17 protein-coding genes are annotated in these 17120 nt (G+C 70.5%); 9 read left to right on the plus strand and 8 right to left on the minus strand.

The features are described from left to right. The first annotated feature begins 17 nt into the window (after nucleotides 1-17). Nucleotides 18-1076, plus strand: coding sequence for a glycoside hydrolase family 130 protein (locus ACWEOO_RS32085; protein ID WP_452146214.1), 1059 nt, complete (start codon nucleotides 18-20; stop codon nucleotides 1074-1076). Continuing rightward, a complete protein-coding gene (locus ACWEOO_RS32090; protein ID WP_452146215.1) occupies nucleotides 1073-2968 on the plus strand; it encodes a hypothetical protein in 1896 nt (631 codons plus the stop codon). The genes ACWEOO_RS32085 and ACWEOO_RS32090 overlap by 4 nt, the downstream gene beginning before the upstream one ends. Here the strand turns inward: ACWEOO_RS32090 and ACWEOO_RS32095 are convergent. Both ACWEOO_RS32095 and ACWEOO_RS32100 read right to left on the minus strand, forming a co-directional pair. Next, nucleotides 2949-3974 (minus strand): aminoglycoside phosphotransferase, encoded by a 1026-nt coding sequence (locus ACWEOO_RS32095; RefSeq protein WP_452146216.1) that lies wholly within the window; start codon nucleotides 3972-3974, stop codon nucleotides 2949-2951. The two genes, ACWEOO_RS32090 and ACWEOO_RS32095, sit on opposite strands and share 20 nt — an antisense overlap. 13 nt (nucleotides 3975-3987) lie before the next feature. Then, a complete protein-coding gene (locus ACWEOO_RS32100; protein WP_452146217.1) occupies nucleotides 3988-4695 on the minus strand; it encodes a helix-turn-helix domain-containing protein in 708 nt (235 codons plus the stop codon). A gap of 63 nt (nucleotides 4696-4758) precedes the next feature. Here ACWEOO_RS32100 and ACWEOO_RS32105 point away from each other — a divergent pair, with 63 nt between their 5' ends. Next, nucleotides 4759-5166, plus strand: coding sequence for a cupin domain-containing protein (locus ACWEOO_RS32105; protein ID WP_359935407.1), 408 nt, complete (start codon nucleotides 4759-4761; stop codon nucleotides 5164-5166). A 1-nt stretch (nucleotide 5167) separates the two neighbouring features. Here ACWEOO_RS32105 and ACWEOO_RS32110 read toward each other — a convergent pair whose 3' ends face one another. The 3 genes from ACWEOO_RS32110 to ACWEOO_RS32120 all read right to left on the minus strand — a co-directional run bounded on the left by ACWEOO_RS32110 (nucleotide 5168) and on the right by ACWEOO_RS32120 (nucleotide 9237). Beyond that, nucleotides 5168-6079 carry a VanW family protein gene (locus tag ACWEOO_RS32110; RefSeq protein WP_452146218.1) on the minus strand — a complete coding sequence of 304 codons (912 nt, stop codon included), beginning with the start codon at nucleotides 6077-6079 and terminating at the stop codon, nucleotides 5168-5170. A 412-nt stretch (nucleotides 6080-6491) separates the two neighbouring features. Further along, complete coding sequence (locus tag ACWEOO_RS32115; protein WP_452146219.1) at nucleotides 6492-7901, minus strand: Rv3235 family protein; 1410 nt, start codon at nucleotides 7899-7901, stop codon at nucleotides 6492-6494. 1 nt (nucleotide 7902) lies between these two features. After that, the gene (locus tag ACWEOO_RS32120) at nucleotides 7903-9237 is read right to left on the minus strand and encodes a LysM peptidoglycan-binding domain-containing protein (protein WP_452146220.1); all 1335 of its coding nucleotides are present in this window, start codon (nucleotides 9235-9237) and stop codon (nucleotides 7903-7905) included. Nucleotides 9238-9398: 161 nt separating this feature from the next. On the opposite strand from ACWEOO_RS32120, the gene ACWEOO_RS32125 reads away from it, so the two are divergent. Then, nucleotides 9399-9947, plus strand: coding sequence for a hypothetical protein (locus tag ACWEOO_RS32125; RefSeq protein ID WP_355696749.1), 549 nt, complete (start codon nucleotides 9399-9401; stop codon nucleotides 9945-9947). Between the two features lie 43 nt (nucleotides 9948-9990). Here the strand turns inward: ACWEOO_RS32125 and ACWEOO_RS32130 are convergent, their stop codons facing one another. Further along, nucleotides 9991-10239, minus strand: coding sequence for a helix-turn-helix domain-containing protein (locus ACWEOO_RS32130; protein WP_359935415.1), 249 nt, complete (start codon nucleotides 10237-10239; stop codon nucleotides 9991-9993). A 166-nt stretch (nucleotides 10240-10405) separates the two neighbouring features. Between ACWEOO_RS32130 and ACWEOO_RS32135 the strand changes: the two genes are divergently transcribed. The 5 genes from ACWEOO_RS32135 (at nucleotide 10406) to ACWEOO_RS32155 (ending at nucleotide 15184) form a co-directional block, all read left to right on the plus strand. Next, entirely contained in the window at nucleotides 10406-11065 is a 660-nt protein-coding gene (locus ACWEOO_RS32135; protein ID WP_452146221.1) for an SAF domain-containing protein, read from the plus strand. Beyond that, nucleotides 11065-12342, plus strand: coding sequence for an AAA family ATPase (locus ACWEOO_RS32140; protein ID WP_359935418.1), 1278 nt, complete (start codon nucleotides 11065-11067; stop codon nucleotides 12340-12342). The genes ACWEOO_RS32135 and ACWEOO_RS32140 overlap by 1 nt, the downstream gene beginning before the upstream one ends. 70 nt (nucleotides 12343-12412) lie before the next feature. Further along, the gene (locus ACWEOO_RS32145; RefSeq protein ID WP_452146222.1) at nucleotides 12413-13207 is read left to right on the plus strand and encodes a DUF4097 family beta strand repeat-containing protein; all 795 of its coding nucleotides are present in this window, start codon (nucleotides 12413-12415) and stop codon (nucleotides 13205-13207) included. A 79-nt stretch (nucleotides 13208-13286) separates the two neighbouring features. Then, complete coding sequence (locus ACWEOO_RS32150; RefSeq protein ID WP_355696758.1) at nucleotides 13287-13943, plus strand: HAD family hydrolase; 657 nt, start codon at nucleotides 13287-13289, stop codon at nucleotides 13941-13943. Continuing rightward, nucleotides 13940-15184 carry a glycosyltransferase 87 family protein gene (locus ACWEOO_RS32155; protein WP_452146223.1) on the plus strand — a complete coding sequence of 415 codons (1245 nt, stop codon included), beginning with the start codon at nucleotides 13940-13942 and terminating at the stop codon, nucleotides 15182-15184. The genes ACWEOO_RS32150 and ACWEOO_RS32155 overlap by 4 nt, the downstream gene beginning before the upstream one ends. On the opposite strand, the gene ACWEOO_RS32160 is transcribed toward ACWEOO_RS32155, so the two are convergent. Next, nucleotides 15145-16488, minus strand: coding sequence for a hypothetical protein (locus ACWEOO_RS32160; protein ID WP_452146224.1), 1344 nt, complete (start codon nucleotides 16486-16488; stop codon nucleotides 15145-15147). The genes ACWEOO_RS32155 and ACWEOO_RS32160 overlap by 40 nt on opposite strands. Next, nucleotides 16485-16970: a cupredoxin domain-containing protein gene (locus tag ACWEOO_RS32165; RefSeq protein ID WP_452146225.1), complete on the minus strand. Its 486-nt coding sequence runs from the start codon at nucleotides 16968-16970 to the stop codon at nucleotides 16485-16487. Before ACWEOO_RS32165 ends, ACWEOO_RS32160 begins: the two co-directional genes overlap by 4 nt. Nucleotides 16971-17120: the final 150 nt, after the last annotated feature.

Genomic DNA, 17120 nt, shown 5'->3' on the forward strand with positions numbered 1-17120 from the left:
TCTGAAAGGGCTTTTCCGTGACTGTTCCTTACACCCTCACCCGTGTCGGAGTCCTGATGACGGCCGAGCCGGGCAACGAGCTCGAGGCGGAGGGGGTGCTGAACCCCGCCACCGGGCACACCCCCGACGGCCGGCTGTACCTGCTGCCGCGGCTGGTTGCCAGCGGCAACATCTCGCGCGTCGGCCTGGCCGAGGTCGAGCTGACCGACGGCGTCCCGGTCGGCGTCCGGCGCGAAGGTGTCGTGCTCGCGCCGGACGAAGGCTGGGAGCGCGGCAAGAACAACGCGGGCGTCGAGGATCCCCGTGTCACGTTCGTCCCGTCGCTCGACCTGCACGTGATGACGTACGTCGCCTACGGTCCACTCGGGCCGAAGCCGGCCCTCGCGGTCTCGTCGGACCTGCGGGACTGGCGGCGGCTGGGGCCGCTGCACTTCGAGTACCAGCCGGACCTGGACACCGACCTGAACCTGTTCCCGAACAAGGACACCGTTTTCTTCCCTGAGCCGGTGCCCGGTCCGGACGGCGAACCGGCGTACGCGATGCTGCACCGGCCGATGTGGGACCTCGGCTGGTTCCGCGAAGGCGAGGGCGTCCACCTGCCGGCCGGTGTCACCGACGACCGCCCGGGGATCTGGGTCTCGTTCGTCCCGGTGTCGGCGGTCGAGGAGGACCTGCGCAACCTCGTCCATCTGCGGCAGCACCGGCTGGTCGCGATGTCGGAGTACCCCTTCGAGGAGCTGAAGATCGGCGCCGGGCCGGCGCCGCTGCGGATCCCCGAGGGCTGGTTGGTGATCCACCACGGCGTCACCGGCGAGCAGCCGGAGGGCTTCGACCCCACGACGCAGAAGGTCTGCTACGCGGCCGGCGCACTCATTCTCGACGCCGACGATGTGACCCGGGTGGTTGCCCGCAGCACCGAACCCCTGCTCGTCCCGGAAACCGAGGAGGAAAAAGTCGGAACGGTGGGGAACGTCGTTTTCCCGACCGCGATCGAGGAGGTCGACGGCGTGCGGTACGTCTTCTACGGCATGGCCGACGCCGCGATCGGCGTGGCCAGATTGGATCGCCTGCCATGAACCCGACCCGCCGCACCGTCCTCGGCGGGGCACTCGCGGTGGCCGCCGCCTCGGCGGTCACTGTCCCCGCTGCGGCCACGCCCACCCGCCTGTCCAACCTCGCCCACCTCGACTATCTCCGCACGTCGGTCTCACCACCGCCCGCTGCCGGCCACACCACCTACGGCTCGGCTCCGCTCGGTGTGCTGTGGACGTACGCCGACCGCCAGGCCGACGGCTCCTACCAGCGGATCGGTGGCGGCACCTACGATCCCGCGACGAACACCTACGGGCAGGGCGCGTACAACGCGGACGACATCGCCCGGGCGGCCGTCGTCTACCTGCGGCACTGGACGCTGTTCCACGAGGCGAGCTCGCTCCTGGCTGCCCGCGACCTGCTGCGGGCACTCGCTTTCCTGCAGTCGCCCAACGGAAACGTCGTTCTGTGGATGCAACCCGACGGCGCCCTCAACCCCAGCGCCGAACCGGTCGAGCTGCCCGATCCGTCCGACTCCGGCCCGTCGTACTGGCTGGCCCGCACGGTCTGGGCCCTGGGGGAGGGATACAGCGTTTTCCGCCGCACCGACCGGGCCTTCGCGGGCTTCCTCCGCGAACGGCTCGAGCTGGCGATCGCCGCGCTGGAGCGTCAGGTCCTGACCCGCTACGGCCAGTACAACGTGGTCGACGGCCGCAGGCTCCCTGCCTGGCTGATCGTGAACGGCGCCGACGCCACGTCCGAAGCGGTCCTCGGACTGTCGGCGTACGTCGAGGCGGGCGGATCGCCGGGAGCGCGTCGGGCCCTGAGCCGCTTCGCCGAAGGCATCGCAGAGATGCAGGCCGGATCGACCCGCGAATGGCCGTTCCGGGCGATCCTCCCCTGGGGCGAGTCGATCTCGGACTGGCACGCGTGGGGCGCCCAGATGCCCTCGGCCCTCGCTGCCGCCGCTGCCGCCCTTGGTGATCCCGGCCTGCTCACGGGGGCCGTCGGCGATACGGCAGGCTTCACGCCGCTCCTGCTCACGGCAGGCGGCGCCGACAACGGCTGGCTACCAGTCCCGATCGACCGCACCCAGATCGCGTACGGTGTCGACGCGCGCCTGCAGGCACTGCTCGCGATCGACCGCCCCGGCCAGAAACACCTCGCGGCCTTCGCCGCCGCTTGGTACTTCGGCGCCAACCGCGGCGCCGAACCGATGTACGACGCGGCCACCGGGCGCACGTACGACGGCATCTCCGGCGACGGCGTGATCAACCGCAACTCCGGCGCCGAGTCCACGATCCACGGCCAGCTCTCGATGCTCGCCCTCGACGCCCATCCAGACGTCGCTCGCCTGTCGGGCGAAACGGCGTACGAGGGCCTGCGCGTCGTCGAGGCGGAATCGGCCACCGGCGGCGTGGTCGTCACTCCACCTTCGGCCTGGACGGGCGAATCCCAGTGGAGCAACGGCGCCTACCTGTCCCTCGACGGCACGGCGACCTGGACGCTGCCGGCGTCGACGCAGCCGCGACTGGTGCTCCCGGTCGTCAATCTCGTCGACACACCCGACCCGGCGAAGACCACCTGGACGAGCGCTGGGCTGACGCTCGGCACGCTGACCCACAGCTGCGGCCCGCAAGGAATCTCCGCGGCACCCGGTGCTCTTCAACCGCTGACACTCACCAAACCGCTGCCTGCCGACGCGACCACGCTCAGCGCGCAGTCGACAGGCACGGCTCAGGTGGATGCAGTACTGCTGCTTCCGACCATCAGCAGCCTCAGGATCGGATCGGCGACGCTTCTGGTGAGCGTCGACACTCGTCCGCGGGTGGTCGATGCCGGCAAGCGTGCGTACTCGTATGACTCCAGCGGCCGGCTGGTTGCCCGCGGCACCCCACTCGTCGTACCTGGTGGGTTCACCGTCGTGCTCGGCTGAGCGCCTCCGCACACCAGTCGGCCAGGTACAGCAGTGCTTGGCCGCGCTGGTGGAACAGATACCGGCTGTCGACCTGGCGGTGGTACGCGTTGTGCGTCGCGTCCGAGGCGCGGCCGAGCAGGCCCGGCAGCAGCCACGCGTACTTCACGCCGGACGCCATCACCGCGAGCCGTACGTCGTCCGGGTCGCCGCGCCAGCCTGCCTCGTACAAGCCGTCGAGGTAGTTGGCGATGCACGTCTCGGCGAGCTCGGGCAGGCGCTCGACCGGCCAGAACAGGTCGAACACCGCGTCCGGGATGTAGTTGCCGATGTCCTCGCCGAGGGCGCCGTCGCCGAGGAACGACCAGTCGAACAGCGCGAGCTCGCCGGACGGTCGCTGGATCACGTTCGACACCCAGAAGTCGAGGTGGCAGCGGGCCCGCGGGAGACTCGCGACCAGGTCGAGCAGGGCGTCGCGATGGACCAGCAGTCCGGTCCAGGCCTCGCGGAGTCCGGCCGGCCAGGTCTCGCGGATCAGCGGCTGCTGCCACGCCGCGTCGTCGGTCATCAGGTGCCACGGCACGTCGCGGGTCGTCGAGTAGTCGCGGAGGAAACCGATCGACGTCCACGGCCGCTCGGGCGCGGGGCGCGCCTGCCAGCGACCGCAGGCCCGGGCGAGCGCCGCGTGCTCCGCGAGGCTGAAGTGCGTGCCCGGCGTACCGTCGATGTCGTCCATCAGCAGGACGGCGCCGTCCTGCTGGTCCTCGGTCTGCGCCGCGGGCAGCACCAGCCCGGCGTCGGCGAGCTGTTCGCGGAGCTCGTCGTCGCGATAGACCTCGAGCTCGCGGCGCCAGTAGTTCCAGTGCCGCGGGTCGGTCGACGCGGCCCACGGGCCGGACGAGTCGGCGGGCCGCCGGAGCTCCTTGCGTACGGCGGTCCGGCCGTCGGCGTACGTCACCCGTTCGACGTTCGCCGTCACCGCGTTGAGCGGATTGTGCCGCAACGTCGTCGTACCGACTTCGGTCATGCAGAGCAGTGTCTCAGCCCAGCAGGATCTTCGGTGGCAGACCGGTGAGGGCTTTCACATCGCGGGAGAAGTGGGCCTGGTCGGCATACCCGGTGAGCATGGCGACGTCGGCGAGCGGGAGTCCGGTGCGGGCGTGGTCGAGGGCGACGTTCATCCACAGGACCCGGTCGAGCATCTTCGGCCCGTACCCGAATGCGTCCAGGCAGCGGCGGTGCAGCTGCCGCTCGCTCAGGCCGATCGTCCCGGCCAGCCGCGCCACGCCGGCCGTGCCACGCAGCAGACCGCCGCGGACACTGCGCAGTACGTGCGTGGTGAGCCGGTCCGTCGGCTCCTCGAGCAGTCTCGCGACCTCGAGGTCGAGCGCTGTCGCGTGATCGGGGGCCGATCGGATCCGGTCCAGCAGGCGCCGGCTCCGGTTCGGCGACCACAGGTCGGCGAGGCGGACCCGCTGGTTCAGCAACTCGCGGGCCGGGACGCCGAGGAAGCCCGGCGCGGCACCCGGCGCGAACCGGATCCCGGCATACCGCGTGCCGCGCGGCGCGGAGCCTGTCCAGGCGCGGCTGTCCGGGCCGGCGACGATCAGGTCGTCGTCCATCAGCAGCAGGTCCATGCAGCCGTCGGGGAGGATCCGGTACTCACCGCCTTCCGCCGTCCGTGTCCACAGGTCGGCGCCGGCGATGCGCGCGGGGCGCTCCCGGTACGGCTCGACGGCCACAGTCACCTCTCCAGTCTGCAACGCGCCGCCGACAGTTTGGCGACGGTGTGTTCGGGCATCAGAGATGGTGTGACGCGTCGAGACGATCTGTCAGGGGTTCCGCTGCTCGGCCGTACGATCGCGCCCGAGGGGTCTGGTCTGGTGCTCGCCGAGTGGGAGGCCGACGGCCGCACGTCGGACGAGGTGGCGTGGCAGGCGCCGCTGCACGTCCACCACACCGACGACGAGGCCTGGTACGTGCTCTCCGGGACGATGCGGATGCGGATCGACGGCGAGGACTACGACGTACCGGCCGGGTCCGGGATCATCGGGCCGCGCGGGGTGCCGCACACGTTCGGGAATCCGGGCGAGGAGCCGGCGCGGTACGTGCTGGTGATGTCGGCGACCACGCACGCGATGCTGCGCGAGCTGCACGGCGGGTTCTCCGGCGACGTCGCGGCGCTGTTCGAGAAGTACGGGTGCGCGCTGCTCGAGTGATTCAGACGAGGACGTCCAGGACCGGTACGTCGACCGGCAGGTACTTGACCAGGGCAACGTTCTCGCGGACCAGCTCGTCGCGGACCGCCGTCCCCGTGCGCCGGTCGATGACCGTGCGCCAGATCTCGTTGCGGCGGAAGTACTCCGCGCCGACCCGGAGGAACCGCTCGTCCTTGGCGAACACCCGGTACGACGACGCGGCCGGGACCTCGGCCAGGATCTCGCCCTCGAGGTAGCGGTCGCCGACGCCGACCCGCAACTGGAACGTCTGGTCGGTGTCATTGCGGAACTGCAGATCCACATAGTTGTAGACGATGCTGCAGCCCACGCCCCACGGCAGCACCCGGCCGTTGTCGGGGAACGGGTCGAAGCTGTGCGTGGACCGTTGCGTCACGGTCAACGGCGAATGCAGGACCATCCAGTGCAGCAGGTTCGCGAGCTGGCAGATGCCGCCGCCGATGCCTGGCTTGGCCTGGCCGTTCGACAGCCGCATGCCTTTCAGATAACCCTTGCGACGGGTGGCGTTGCCGACGACCTTGTTGAACGAGAACGTCTCTCCGGGGCGGATCAACAGGCTGTCGACCTGTGCGCAGGCGAGTTTCAGGTTCGCGACCTTGTTGTGCTGCATCCACATCTCGGTCTCGCCGAGCTGTCGCAGCAGCAACGACTTGTGCCGCTTGATCCGCACCGGCAGGTCTTTCACGTCGTGCGTTGCGGCGTACGGCGTGCTGGACGTCATCCAGTCCAGGCGCTTCACGGCGCGGTGGTAGCGAACGGCCAACGGGTACAGCAGACGCACACGCTCACTCCAGCGCCGCCGCCGTACCGCCGGGAGAATGCGCGCCTGCTCGGCCACACTCAACTCCCGCACACCGACCTGCCACGCCGACGTGGCGGTTGTGCTCTCCGACATCCTCGTTCCCCCGAACCCAGACGACCCCGGCCACCGTACGCGGCCAGGACTCCAACCACATGACAGAACCACCACAATCAAATTGCGCCCGGTATGACGCCGGGGTGGAGCCGCGAGTTCAGCCGACTTTCACACGGCTGATTCCGAGCTCGACGATCAGCCGGGCGGTGCAGACCCAGCGGTTGCGGCGAACCTCAAGCGGGAAGACGAGCGCGCCGCAGCGGTTGCCGTGGAGTCCGGCTGGGTTTCGCGCGGGTGGTCGGCCCCGCATGTTCGGCGATCAGCCGAGTCCGAGGGCGCGTACGGACCCAGCGGTTGCGGCGGACCTCCAGTCGGAAGGCGACTGCGCGGGAGCAGCTGCCCGTTGGGGTCAGTCGACTTTCGCGAAGGTGCTCGGCCACGCATGCTCGGGTCAGCCGAGTTCGAGGGCCGTGCAGACCCAGCGGTTGCGGCGGACTTCCAGGCGGAAGGCGACTGCGCGGGAGCGGCTGCCGTGGCGTACGTGTGCGGCGACCTCGGCGATGAACGGCTCGGGCATGAACACCCGCACCGAGCGCACGACGCTCTTCTCCTTCGCCCCGCGGGTGCCGGCGGTCGAGTTCAGCCCCAGGAGCCGCACCCGCCGGTTCAGTTCCATGAAGACCGCATCATCGGCGAACCGCACCAGCTGCGAGATCGGCCGGTCGCCGGCCAGCACCTCGGAAATCGCCTGAGCCAACCGGGCACTCCAAGCCCGCACCTCCGGCAGCCGAGGCGCCTCCCTCCCCGGAACCCCGCCCGGCCGCGCGACCTTGGCGACGGCTTCCTTGGTGGCTGTCGTGGCGGGTGTCGTGCCGGGTGTCGTGCGGGCAGTCGTGCCGGCTGCGGTTGTCTTGACGGAGGTTGCCTTGGCGCCGGCGGTTGTCTTGAGCGGCGCCTGGGCCCCGTCAGGTTGCCCAGGCGCCGCGACCGCGTGCGTGGCGCCAGCAGCTTCCGGCACCACGCTGAGCTTCCGGCCCTTCTCTCGCTCACCGGCGACACCCGGCGCGTCTGCGTCGCTCGGCTCATTTGAGACCGGCGTCGATGCGATGCCCAGCCGCCGTACGGCCTCCAGGCGCAGCGCGAGAGCCCCGTCCGTCAGCTGATCGGCGTACCGCGTCGTGGCCGGCACGACGTGCGCGTCGCCGCCGACCGACGCCAGGCGAGGACGTCCGACCTCGGCAAGGATCTGCCGAGCGTCCCCGGCGGTTCCCACGACGGCCCGCGCGGGCCGCGCTGTCGGCGTGGTTGAGGTGGTCGGCGTGGTCGGGGTGACGGCCATCTGAACCTCCGGTGTGTCCGGGCGGGTGAGCGTCGGGTCTTGGAGAGCGCCTGCGGTGCCTGCGGTGTCCGTCGTACGGGTGGGGACGGCGGTGCGCGGAGCAGCCGGGTGTACGTCGAGGGTGAGCGTTGGTTTCGGGCGGGCGTCTGCGGCGCCGGCCGTGTCTGCGGTGTCGGTGGTGCCTGCGGTGTCTGGGGTGTCCGTCGTGCGGGCGGGGACGGCGGTCAGTGGACCAGCAGGGCGTACGCCGCGGGTGGGCGTCGGGGCCGGGCGGGCCTCGGTGGTGTCGGTGGTGCCTGCGGTGTCTGGGGTGTCCGTCGTGCGGGCGGGGACGGCGGTCAGTGGAGCAGCCGGGCGTAGGTCGCGGGTGGGTGTCGGGGCTGGGCGGGCCTCGGTGGTGTCGGGCGTGTCTGCGGTGTCGGTGGGGTCCGTCGTGGGGGTGGGGACGGCGGTTAGGGGAGCAGCGGGGTGTACGGCGTCCAGGGGGAGATCTTCCGGCTGGAGGTTGTGGGGCTGGCTCATGTCACTGCTCCTGGTGATGGGGCGGGAGGTGGTCGCCGGTCGGCGTGGGTGGGATGCGGAGGACCTGCCCGGGGTAGATGAGGTCGGGGTCGTTCCCGATCACGTGGCGGTTCGCGGCGTACCAGGCCGGCCAGCGTGCGGCGATCGCTTCCGCCGTCGCGTCTGGCCCGAGTTCGCGGGCGGCGAGCTTCCAGAGCGAGTCGCCTTCCCGTACGACGACGCGTACTGGGACGGTCGGTCGCAGTTCGGTGTACCGGGTGGGCGCACCGTCGGCCGGCCGATCCGGTACTCCCACCCGCGCCCCGCCCGTCGGTCGCTCCGTCCTGCCCGGCTTCTGCGTCGTGCTGCTGGAGTTGCTGGGATCGACTGGGCGGTTCGGGGTGAGGTCGTCCGGCGGGGTGGGGGTGGAGCTCAGGCGGACTCCGGACGGCGGTTCGGTTGCGCGGCGGTCGGTGTGAGCCTGATCGGAACTACCGAGCTCGACGGTCGAGCGTGGCTCCATGGCTCGGAAGTCGTCGGCGGAGTGGTCGGCTGGGGTGTTGCTGGTGCTCGTGCGGTGGGCGTCGGCGTCCGGCCCGAGCTGCACGGTCGAGGCAGGTTCGGTGGTTCGGTAGTTGTCCGTGGCCTGGACGGCTGTGGTGTCGCCGGCGTTGGTGTGGTGGGTGCTGGTGTCCGGTCCGAGCCGGACGGTGGAGGCGCGTTCGGTGGCGCGGTAGTCGGCGTGGGCTTGGTCGGCACTGCCGAGTTCGACGGTCGAGCGTGGCTCCGTGGCGCGGTCGTTGTCCGTGGCCTGGTCGGCTGTGGTGTTGCCGGTGTTCGTGTGGCGGGTGCTGGTGTCCGGTCCGAGGTGCACGGTCGAGGAGCGTTCGGTGGCGCGGTAGTCGGTGTGGGCTTGGCCGGAGCTGCCGAGTTCGACGGTCGAGCGTGGTTCGGTGGCGCGGAAGTTTGCGGCGGGTTGGGTCCACTGGCGAACGTGGGCGGTGTCGGTGGGGGCGGCTTGGGCTACGCCGACGGTGAGGGGGGTGACGGCGGCTACGCCGAGGCCGGAGCGTAGGAGGGCCCGGGCGGTTTTGGTGGTGATCCGGCCGGCTACGGCGCCGGACAGGGTGCCGATCGTGCCGGGGACCTGTTCGAGGACCGTGAGCAGGACGGCCAGCACCAGCCAGCCGTACGCGATCCAGGCGATCGTCCCGACCGCGAGGACGGTCAGCGAATCCAGGTCGTACGTCCGCAGGCCGGTGATCGAGCCCGCGGTGATCCACCGCAGCAGGAGACCGACGCCGGCCAGCGCGACGATCGCGAGCGTGCCTTTGACCACCCGGATCATCGCGTTCATCCCGCTTCGCTCCCGACCTTTGAGTTTGCGTTAGTTTGCTTGGGCTTGACCACTATAGACCGGTTCTACGCCGCCTTTGCAAGTCCTTAACCCACGCAGCGTCGGTTTCCACTGCGGACAGTGACGGCCGGGCGGCACCCGCGACCGGTAGGTTCACGGTCATGCGGTGGGATGCGTTGTTCGCGGACCTGGAGTCGCAGTTCGAGGCGCTCCAGGACAGTGACCTGTACGGCGAGGTGGCCGATCGGATCCGGGCCGAGGTCGGGAAGATCACCGTGCTCGACCGACTCCGCGGCGCGGTGGACACCGTCGTCCGCGTCGAGCTGAACGACGCCGACCCGGTGCGCGGACAGCTCAGCCGGGTCGGGAAGGACTGCCTGCTGATCGAGACCGAGCGCTACGAGGAGTGGCTGATCCCGGTCGACGCGCTGATCGCGGTCCATCGGCTCGGACCGTGGGCCGAGCCGGCGGTCGGGGCTGTCGAGGGCAAGCTCGGTCTCGCGCACCTGCTGCGGGGGATCGCCCGGGATCGCTCACCGGTCACGCTCTTCTGCAGCGGCGGCGGTCCGGTCACCGGCACCATCGACCGCGTCGGCGCCGACTTCCTGGAGATCGCCGAGCACCCGCTCGACGCACCGCGGCGGCGCACCGAGGTCTACAACGTCCGCCTGGTCCCCACCCAGGCCCTCCGAGCCCTCCGCCGCCGCTGACTCTCGTCGCCCCCCGGCGCCAGCCCGCCGGGAGAGCTTGGGGTCAGAGGTGGGCGTCCTCCGTGGCGTCGGCTTCCTCGCCGAACGGATGGGTGTCGATGAACTGCTTGGTCTCGGTGTAGAGCCGCTCGATGTACTTCTCGAGCTCGGTGGCCTCGACGCGCCACTGTCCGCGGCCGCCGATCTTCACCGCCGGGATGTCGCCGCGCCGGACCAGCGCGTAGACCTGGTTCGCGGAGATGTTCAGGACCTCGGCGACGTCGGCGAGCTGGAGGAACCGCGGTCCCGGCATCGTCGTCTCCTTCGGATAGTGGCTGGTTCCTTCAGTTTGCCACGGTTGGCGAACGGATGACCGAGTTTGTCCCCAGGCTGTGACAGCCTGTGGATGACCGTTCACCGTGCGATCGGCGACCAGGCAGAATGTCGGCCGACACCGATCCACCGACTGGGGAGACGACGTGGTCGAGACAGCAGTGCGAAGTGGCTTCGGGGCGCCGTCCGCCCCGGCCCAGCGCAACCGCAAGGCGCGCTGGAAGGACGGCCGCCTGGTGCTCGGCGTGCTGCTGGTCGCCGTCACCGCGCTGGCGGGCGCCAAACTGCTGTCGTCCGCCGATGACACCACCACGATCTGGGCGGCCAAGCACGAGCTGAAGACCGGCACCCCGCTGACCGACGACGACCTGACCACGGTCCGGGTCCGGTTCACCAGCGGGGACGACTCCAAGCGCTATCTGTCGGCCGACGCCGATCTGAAGGGGCTCGTCGTCGGTCGCACGGTCGGCCAGGGCGAGTTCGTGCCGAAGGACGCCGCCGTTGCCGCGTCCGATCAGGACCGCACCGAGTTCCCGCTCTCGGTGGCCTCCGGCCGCCTGCCGTCCGACACCGCGCCGGGCGACGTGGTCGACGTCTGGGTGGTGCCGAAGACCGAAGGACAGCCCGCGCGGCCGCTGTGGAGCAGCGTTCGCGTGCTGCAGATCGACTCGGTGAAGGGGGTCGCGGGCAGCACGGCGCGCCGGCAGGTGACGATCGCGCTCGCCTCGACCGACCTGCCACGCATTCCGGCCGCTCTCACCGCGATCAGCGCGGGCGAGCCGACCCTGGTCCGGAAGGACGGCTGATGTCGGTCCCAGTCCTGCTGGCCGTCACGGGGGCGCCGTGGGAGGCCGACGTCGTCCGGCGTACCGAGCGAGCGCCCGGGATCCGCGTCGTCCGGCGCTGCGTCGACATCGCGGACGTGATGGCGGCCGCCGCGAGCGGTCAGGCCCGTGCCGTCCTGCTCGCCGACGCGCTGCCGCGGTTGTCGTCCGACGCGGTCGCCGCGCTGCACGCGCGCGGCATCGCCGTGCTCGCCCTGGTCGACCCGACCGAGACCGGAGCGCCGTTCGGCGCCGAGGACCGGCTCAGCCGGATGGGGATCGAGCGGATCCTGCCGGCCGACGTGAGCCCGGCCGACCTCGGGCGCGCGGTGGCCGACGCGGTCGAATCCGGCCCTCCGATCACGAGCTCGCACTTCGCGGGCGGTTTCGTGCCGCTCACCCCGGAGGCCGCGGCCAACCCGCAACCGCCCGCCTTCCCGCAGGGCACCGGCCGGCTGGTCGCGGTCTGGGGCCCGACCGGCGCGCCGGGCCGGACGACCGTCGCGGTGAACCTGGCCTGCGAGCTGGCGGTGCGCCGCGTGCCGACTCTCCTCGCCGACGTCGACGTGTATGGCGGGACCGTCGCCCAGATGCTCGGCATGCTCGACGAGACCTCCGGCCTGGCCGCCGCGGCGCGCTCGGCGTCGAACGGTTCGCTCGACGTGACGACGCTCGCGCGGCACGCCCGCGAGCTGAACCCGCACCTGCTCGTCCTGACCGGGCTCAGCCGCGCGGACCGCTGGACCGAGCTGCGGCCCGCGGCCGTCGAGGCGATCTGGTCGACGGCGCGCTCGCTGGCGCCGATCACGGTGATCGACGCCGGGTTCTGTGTCGAGACCGACGAGGAGATCTCGTTCGACTCGCTGGCGCCGCGCCGCAACGGGGCGACCATCGCCACGCTCGAGGAGGCCGACGAGGTCGTCGTGGTCGGTACGGCGGACCCGGTCGGCCTGACCCGCCTGATCCGGGCGGTCCACGAGTTGCACGCCGTCGTACCGTCCGTCACCACCCGCGTCGTGGTGAACCGGCTGCGCTCCGGTTCGCTCGGCGGATCGCCCGCCGACGCGGCCCTGGACGCGCTCCGGCAGTATGCCGGTGTCGACCGCGCCGCCCTTTTGCCGTACGACCTGGGTGCGGTGGACACCGCCGTGGCGCACGGGCGCAGCCTGTCCGAGGCCGCCAGGTCGAGCAAGCTCCGCAAGGCGTTCCAGCAACTCGCCGGCGCGGTGGCCGACGACCTGCATTCGGTCCCCGCCTGACCGCTCACTCAGGGTTGATTCGGGGGACAACCCCACCGACAGCGGGGCCGCGATGTGCCAGGGTTGGGGCATGTCCGATGTCCAAGGCCGACCGCGGAGCTCGATGAGCGTCGAGCGGCGGTACGGGATCGCCATCTCCGTCGCACTCATCCTCGGCGGGGTGTACTGGGCGCTCACCGGCCTGACCGAGGGCACCAAGAGCAGCCAGAGCAGCTACCCGGTGCAGGGCGGGTCCCTGCTGGTGAAGGGCAGCTCGGCGTCGATCGAGGTGCGTCCCGGCGACGGCACCGAGGTGCGGGTCGACCGCCAGTCGGAGCGGAACGTGTTCGGCTCGGACCCGAAGGAGAGGTACGACCAGGGCGACGGCAAGCTCGAGCTGGACAGCGGCGGCTGCGGGTTCCTGTCGTTCGGGTGCAAGACGAGCTACGTGCTGACGGTGCCGCGGGACGTGAAGCTGACGGTCGAGAACAGCAGCGGCAAGGTGACGGTCGCCGGGATCGAAGGCGGGGCCGTGCTGAAGACGAGCTCGGCCGACATCGAGGTGCACGACGTCGGCGGACCGCTGGAGCTGCGGTCGAGCTCGGGCGATGTCGAGGGCGACGGTCTGACCGCGACGTCGGTGACGACCCACAGCAGCTCCGGCAGTGTCGCGCTGGACTTCACCGTCGCGCCGCAGACGGTCGACGCGAAGACGAGCTCGGGCGACGTCGACATCCGGATCCCGTCCGGCACCGAGTCGTACAAGGTCGACACCGACACGTCCTCGGGTGACGAGTCGGCGAACGTGAAGATCGATCCGAACGCCACCCGGACGATCCGGGCGAAGACCTCCTCGGGCGATGTGAGCATCGAGTACAGCCACTGAACCACAACCATTGAACACAGGGCGTGAGGGCGAGGGCCGGGAGGGTGAGGGCCTCCGCCGTCTGAGTAGGCTTGCGCGCATGGTTGAGGTGCGGGCGGTGCCCCGAGGTCTGCTGGTGGACTGGGGCGGAGTGCTCACCTCGGGCCTGGAGCCGGCGCTGCGGCGCTGGGCCGAGCTGGACGGTTTCGACTTCGACTCCTACCTCGCGGCGGTCATGAAATGGCTGCCCAGCGAGACCGTGACCGCCGAGCTCAACCCGGTGCACGCGCTCGAACGCGGCCAGCTCGCCGTCCCGGATTTCGAGCGCAAGCTCGCCTCGATGCTCGTCCGCCACGACGGGACGCCGGTGCCCGCCGAGGGACTGATCGAGCGGATGTTCGCGCACTTCGAGCACCAGCCCGCGATGTCCGCACTCGTCCGGCGCGCCAACGAGCGCGGGATCCGGACCGCGCTGCTGTCCAACTCCTGGGGCAACACCTATCCGCGCGACACCTGGGACGGCATGTTCGACGACATCGTCATCTCCGGCGAGGTCGGCCTGCGCAAGCCCGAGCCGGAGATCTTCCGGCTGGCGGCCGGCCGGCTCGGACTGGAACCGGCCGAGTGCGTGTTCGTCGACGACCTGCAACTCAACGTCGACGGCGCCCTGGCGGTCGGGATGACCGCGATTCTGCACACCGAGTACGACGAGACCCGGCGAGCGCTGGAAACCCTGTTCGGAGCCGACCTGACGTGACCGTGACCACCCCCGCATCCTCCTCGATCCGTCCCGCCGGCCGCCGTGGCATCGTCATCGCCGTCCTGGCGTGCGCGGCCCTGGTCGCCGTCGGCGCCTGGATCACCCACCTGTACGGCGGAATGATCGACCTGCGCGTCTACCGGATGGGCGGCTCGGTCCTGCTGCACGGCGACTCGCTGTACGACGCGAAGCTGCCCGGCGGCTCGAACCTCCCGTTCACCTACCCGCCGTTCTCAGCGATCGCGATGGTCCCGCTGGCCGCCGTACCGTGGGCGGTCGCGCTGGTGGCGTGGACGACGATCTCGGTGCTGTGCATCACGGCGCTGTGGCGGGCCAGTCTGACCAAGACGTTCTGGTCGTTCATCACCCAGCGCAAGCGGACGGCGGTGCTGGTCGCGCTGACCGCGCTGTCGCTGCTGCTCGAGCCGGTCTGGCAGACCATCCAGTTCGGGCAGATCAACCTGTTGCTGACCGCAATGATCCTGCTGGACCTGATCCGGCCGAACGACGCGCGCCTGCGCGGGTTCTGGCTCGGCGTGACGATCGGGATCAAGCTGACGCCGCTGCCGTTCCTGGCGCTGCTCGTGGTGACGAAGCAGTGGCGGGCGTTGCGCAACGCCGTCCTCGGCCTGCTGGCCACGATGGCGATCGGGTTCGCGATCGTGCCGCACCAGTCGTGGCGGTACTGGACCGACGTGATCCTGGACGCGAACCGGGTCGGCGGGATCGCGTACACCGGCAACCAGTCGTTCAACGGCTTCCTGCACCGGATCGGCGACGAGGCGAGCTGGGTGCAGCCGGCCTGGTTCGTGATCTCGGCCGTGTTCGGCCTGCTCGTGCTGTGGCTGGCCCGGAAGTACTGGCTCGCCGACGAGCGCGTGACCGCGATCTCCGTGATGGCGCTGGCCGTGCTGTACGCGTCGCCGATCTCGTGGAGCCATCACTGGGTGTGGATCATCCCGCTCGGCGTCAGCGTGATCCGGGGCGTCAACCGTGTCTGGGGCCTCAACCCGGCGGTCGTCACCGGCGTCCTGTTCTACGGCCTGTTCGTCCTGCGCTCGATCTGGTGGGTGCCGTTCCGCGATGACCGCGAGCTCAGCTGGAGCTTCTGGCAGTCGATCCCCGGCAACTCCCACCTGATCGTCGGGATGATCGCGTTCGTCCTCCTCCTGATCACCAGCCGCGGCCTCGCGAAGCCTCAGGAGGAGAACAGCAGGAGCAGGCCGCCGCAGGTGTAGCCGACCATCACCACCAGGAGCGGGATCTGGCCGGCCAGGGCCTTCGCGCGGGGGAACAGGGCGACGGCGCGGTCGTGGGCGGAGACGACGCCGAGCAGGTGACCGAACACGACCGCCGCGACCTGGACGACCGCGATCGTCGCGCTGTGGTTGGTGATGCCGGTGTTCACCGCGAGCAGACCGGTGCCGAAGACGTTCGCCCCGTTGCTCAGCGGATCGCTCAGGTAGATCAGCGTCCGCTGGCCCTCCAGGATGAACAGGGTCAGGTAGTGCGCGACGACGTACCCGAAGACGATCGGTACCAGCGAGTGCGCGAACAGGCCCGGTAGTGCCGTCCGCGAACTGTCGGACAGGCGGCCGGCGAGGATCGTCGCCCCGGAATACGTGACCAGCACGAACAGGATGAAGACGATCAGCGCGGCGGTGCCGAGCCAGGTTATCGAGATGTCCTGGTTCTGCGCCCACCCGATCCACGCGGACGAGTTCGAGAACCCGTCGTACGCCGTGGAGCCGAGCAGCGCCGCGACCAGGCCGACGAGTCCCGGCAGCGGGCGGAGGCCGTCCAGGTTCTCCAGCGGCCGCCGCGCCACCAGGCGCCCGTCGGTCCGGCGGCCCCACGGCGACAGCCGCGACATCAGCGTCGCGTACGCCTCGAACGGGTCGCCCTGCGCGAACCAGCGGTCGCCGAACAGCACCGCGCCGAACATCGTGATCACGACGTACAGCGCGATCCAGGCCTGCAGCACCGGGATCGTCGCGCGGTCCGGCGCGACCAGTTCGAGCCAGGCGAACGCGAAGATGCCGAGCGCGGCCGGCCACAGGCCCACCCAGGACGGGAGCTCGAGCAGGCCCTTCGACGGCGGCTGGCGGAGGAGCTTCGACAGCAGGAGATGGATGGTGCGCAGTGGGTTCAGGGTCCGCCACACCGGGCCGAACAGCAGCGAGATCGGCACCAGCCCGACCCAGACCAGGATGTAGATGAACCCGAAGATCGGGTTCGTCAGCCGGTCGACGCCGAACAGCAGCGCCACCATCGCGTAGAGGAACGTCGCCAGTCCGAACAGCCGCACGAGCCAGCGGAACCAGCTTGCGTCGATCACCCGGCTGATTGCGGCGGGCAACGGTACGCCGGACGCGTTGCCGCGGTACTTCGGGGTGCGCCAGGCGACGCCGAGGATGACGAAGGACAGCGCGACCGCGACCGCGGCGCCGGCGACCGCGAGCCCGAACGGGACCGGCAGGTCCTGCCGCCCGCCGATCCCGTGCAGCGGCAGAATCAGTGGCAGCAGCAGCGGCACGCTCACGAGACGACGAGCTTGACGACGAGCTTGCCGCTCTTGTGGGTCTCGACCTCGAAGGTGCCCTTCATGTTCGCGGTGAACTTGACCGATGCCGCCTTGCCCGGGGTGAGTTCCAGCTCCTTGTCGTAGCCGTGGATGTGCAGTTCCTCCTCGGCGTCGCTGACGGCCTTGATCAGCACGGTCTGGCCGGCCTTCACCTTGACGGTCGCACCGCTCGGGTTGACCTTGCCGTTGGCAACGGTGACGTCGACGGTCACGTCGGCCTGCTCGCCGGACGGGTCCGCGGTGTTCGACGGGGCGCTGGTGTTCGGCGAGCCCGGGGTCGGCGTGTTGGCCGGCAGGGTCGACGTCGGCGTACTGGCCGGGGCGCTCGGCGAGGGAGTGCTGCTGCCGCTGGTGTCGTCCCCGCCGCAGCCGACCAGGAGCAGCAGGCCGAGGGTGGGCAGGAGAGCGGTGGCGGCACCGCGAGTGAGCGTCGAACGCATCGGTCCAGGAGCCTTTCGGGGATTCGAACGAGTTCTCAGGGCGCGGGACACACCCTCTTGCCTGACGAACACGGATACCTCAGTGTTCCCGTACGGCCAGTGTCGCAGCCCACTGTCGGCGGAGGCCGCTAGGGTGAGAATCCGTCGAAC

Source organism: Kribbella sp. NPDC004138 (assembly GCF_053603655.1).

Bases quoted from the DNA above. Each gene is read 5' to 3' on its own strand.
- ACWEOO_RS32120 (WP_452146220.1), bottom strand. From the start codon at position 9,237: ATGAACGCGATGATCCGGGTGGTCAAAGGCACGCTCGCGATCGTCGCG.
- ACWEOO_RS32090 (WP_452146215.1), top strand. From the start codon at position 1,073: ATGAACCCGACCCGCCGCACCGTCCTCGGCGGGGCACTCGCGGTGGCC.
- ACWEOO_RS32150 (WP_355696758.1), top strand. From the start codon at position 13,287: ATGGTTGAGGTGCGGGCGGTGCCCCGAGGTCTGCTGGTGGACTGGGGC.
- ACWEOO_RS32140 (WP_359935418.1), top strand. From the start codon at position 11,065: ATGTCGGTCCCAGTCCTGCTGGCCGTCACGGGGGCGCCGTGGGAGGCC.
- ACWEOO_RS32145 (WP_452146222.1), top strand. From the start codon at position 12,413: ATGTCCGATGTCCAAGGCCGACCGCGGAGCTCGATGAGCGTCGAGCGG.
- ACWEOO_RS32165 (WP_452146225.1), bottom strand. From the start codon at position 16,970: ATGCGTTCGACGCTCACTCGCGGTGCCGCCACCGCTCTCCTGCCCACC.
- ACWEOO_RS32130 (WP_359935415.1), bottom strand. From the start codon at position 10,239: ATGCCGGGACCGCGGTTCCTCCAGCTCGCCGACGTCGCCGAGGTCCTG.
- ACWEOO_RS32115 (WP_452146219.1), bottom strand. From the start codon at position 7,901: ATGAGCCAGCCCCACAACCTCCAGCCGGAAGATCTCCCCCTGGACGCC.
- ACWEOO_RS32125 (WP_355696749.1), top strand. From the start codon at position 9,399: ATGCGGTGGGATGCGTTGTTCGCGGACCTGGAGTCGCAGTTCGAGGCG.
- ACWEOO_RS32095 (WP_452146216.1), bottom strand. From the start codon at position 3,974: ATGACCGAAGTCGGTACGACGACGTTGCGGCACAATCCGCTCAACGCG.
- ACWEOO_RS32110 (WP_452146218.1), bottom strand. From the start codon at position 6,079: ATGTCGGAGAGCACAACCGCCACGTCGGCGTGGCAGGTCGGTGTGCGG.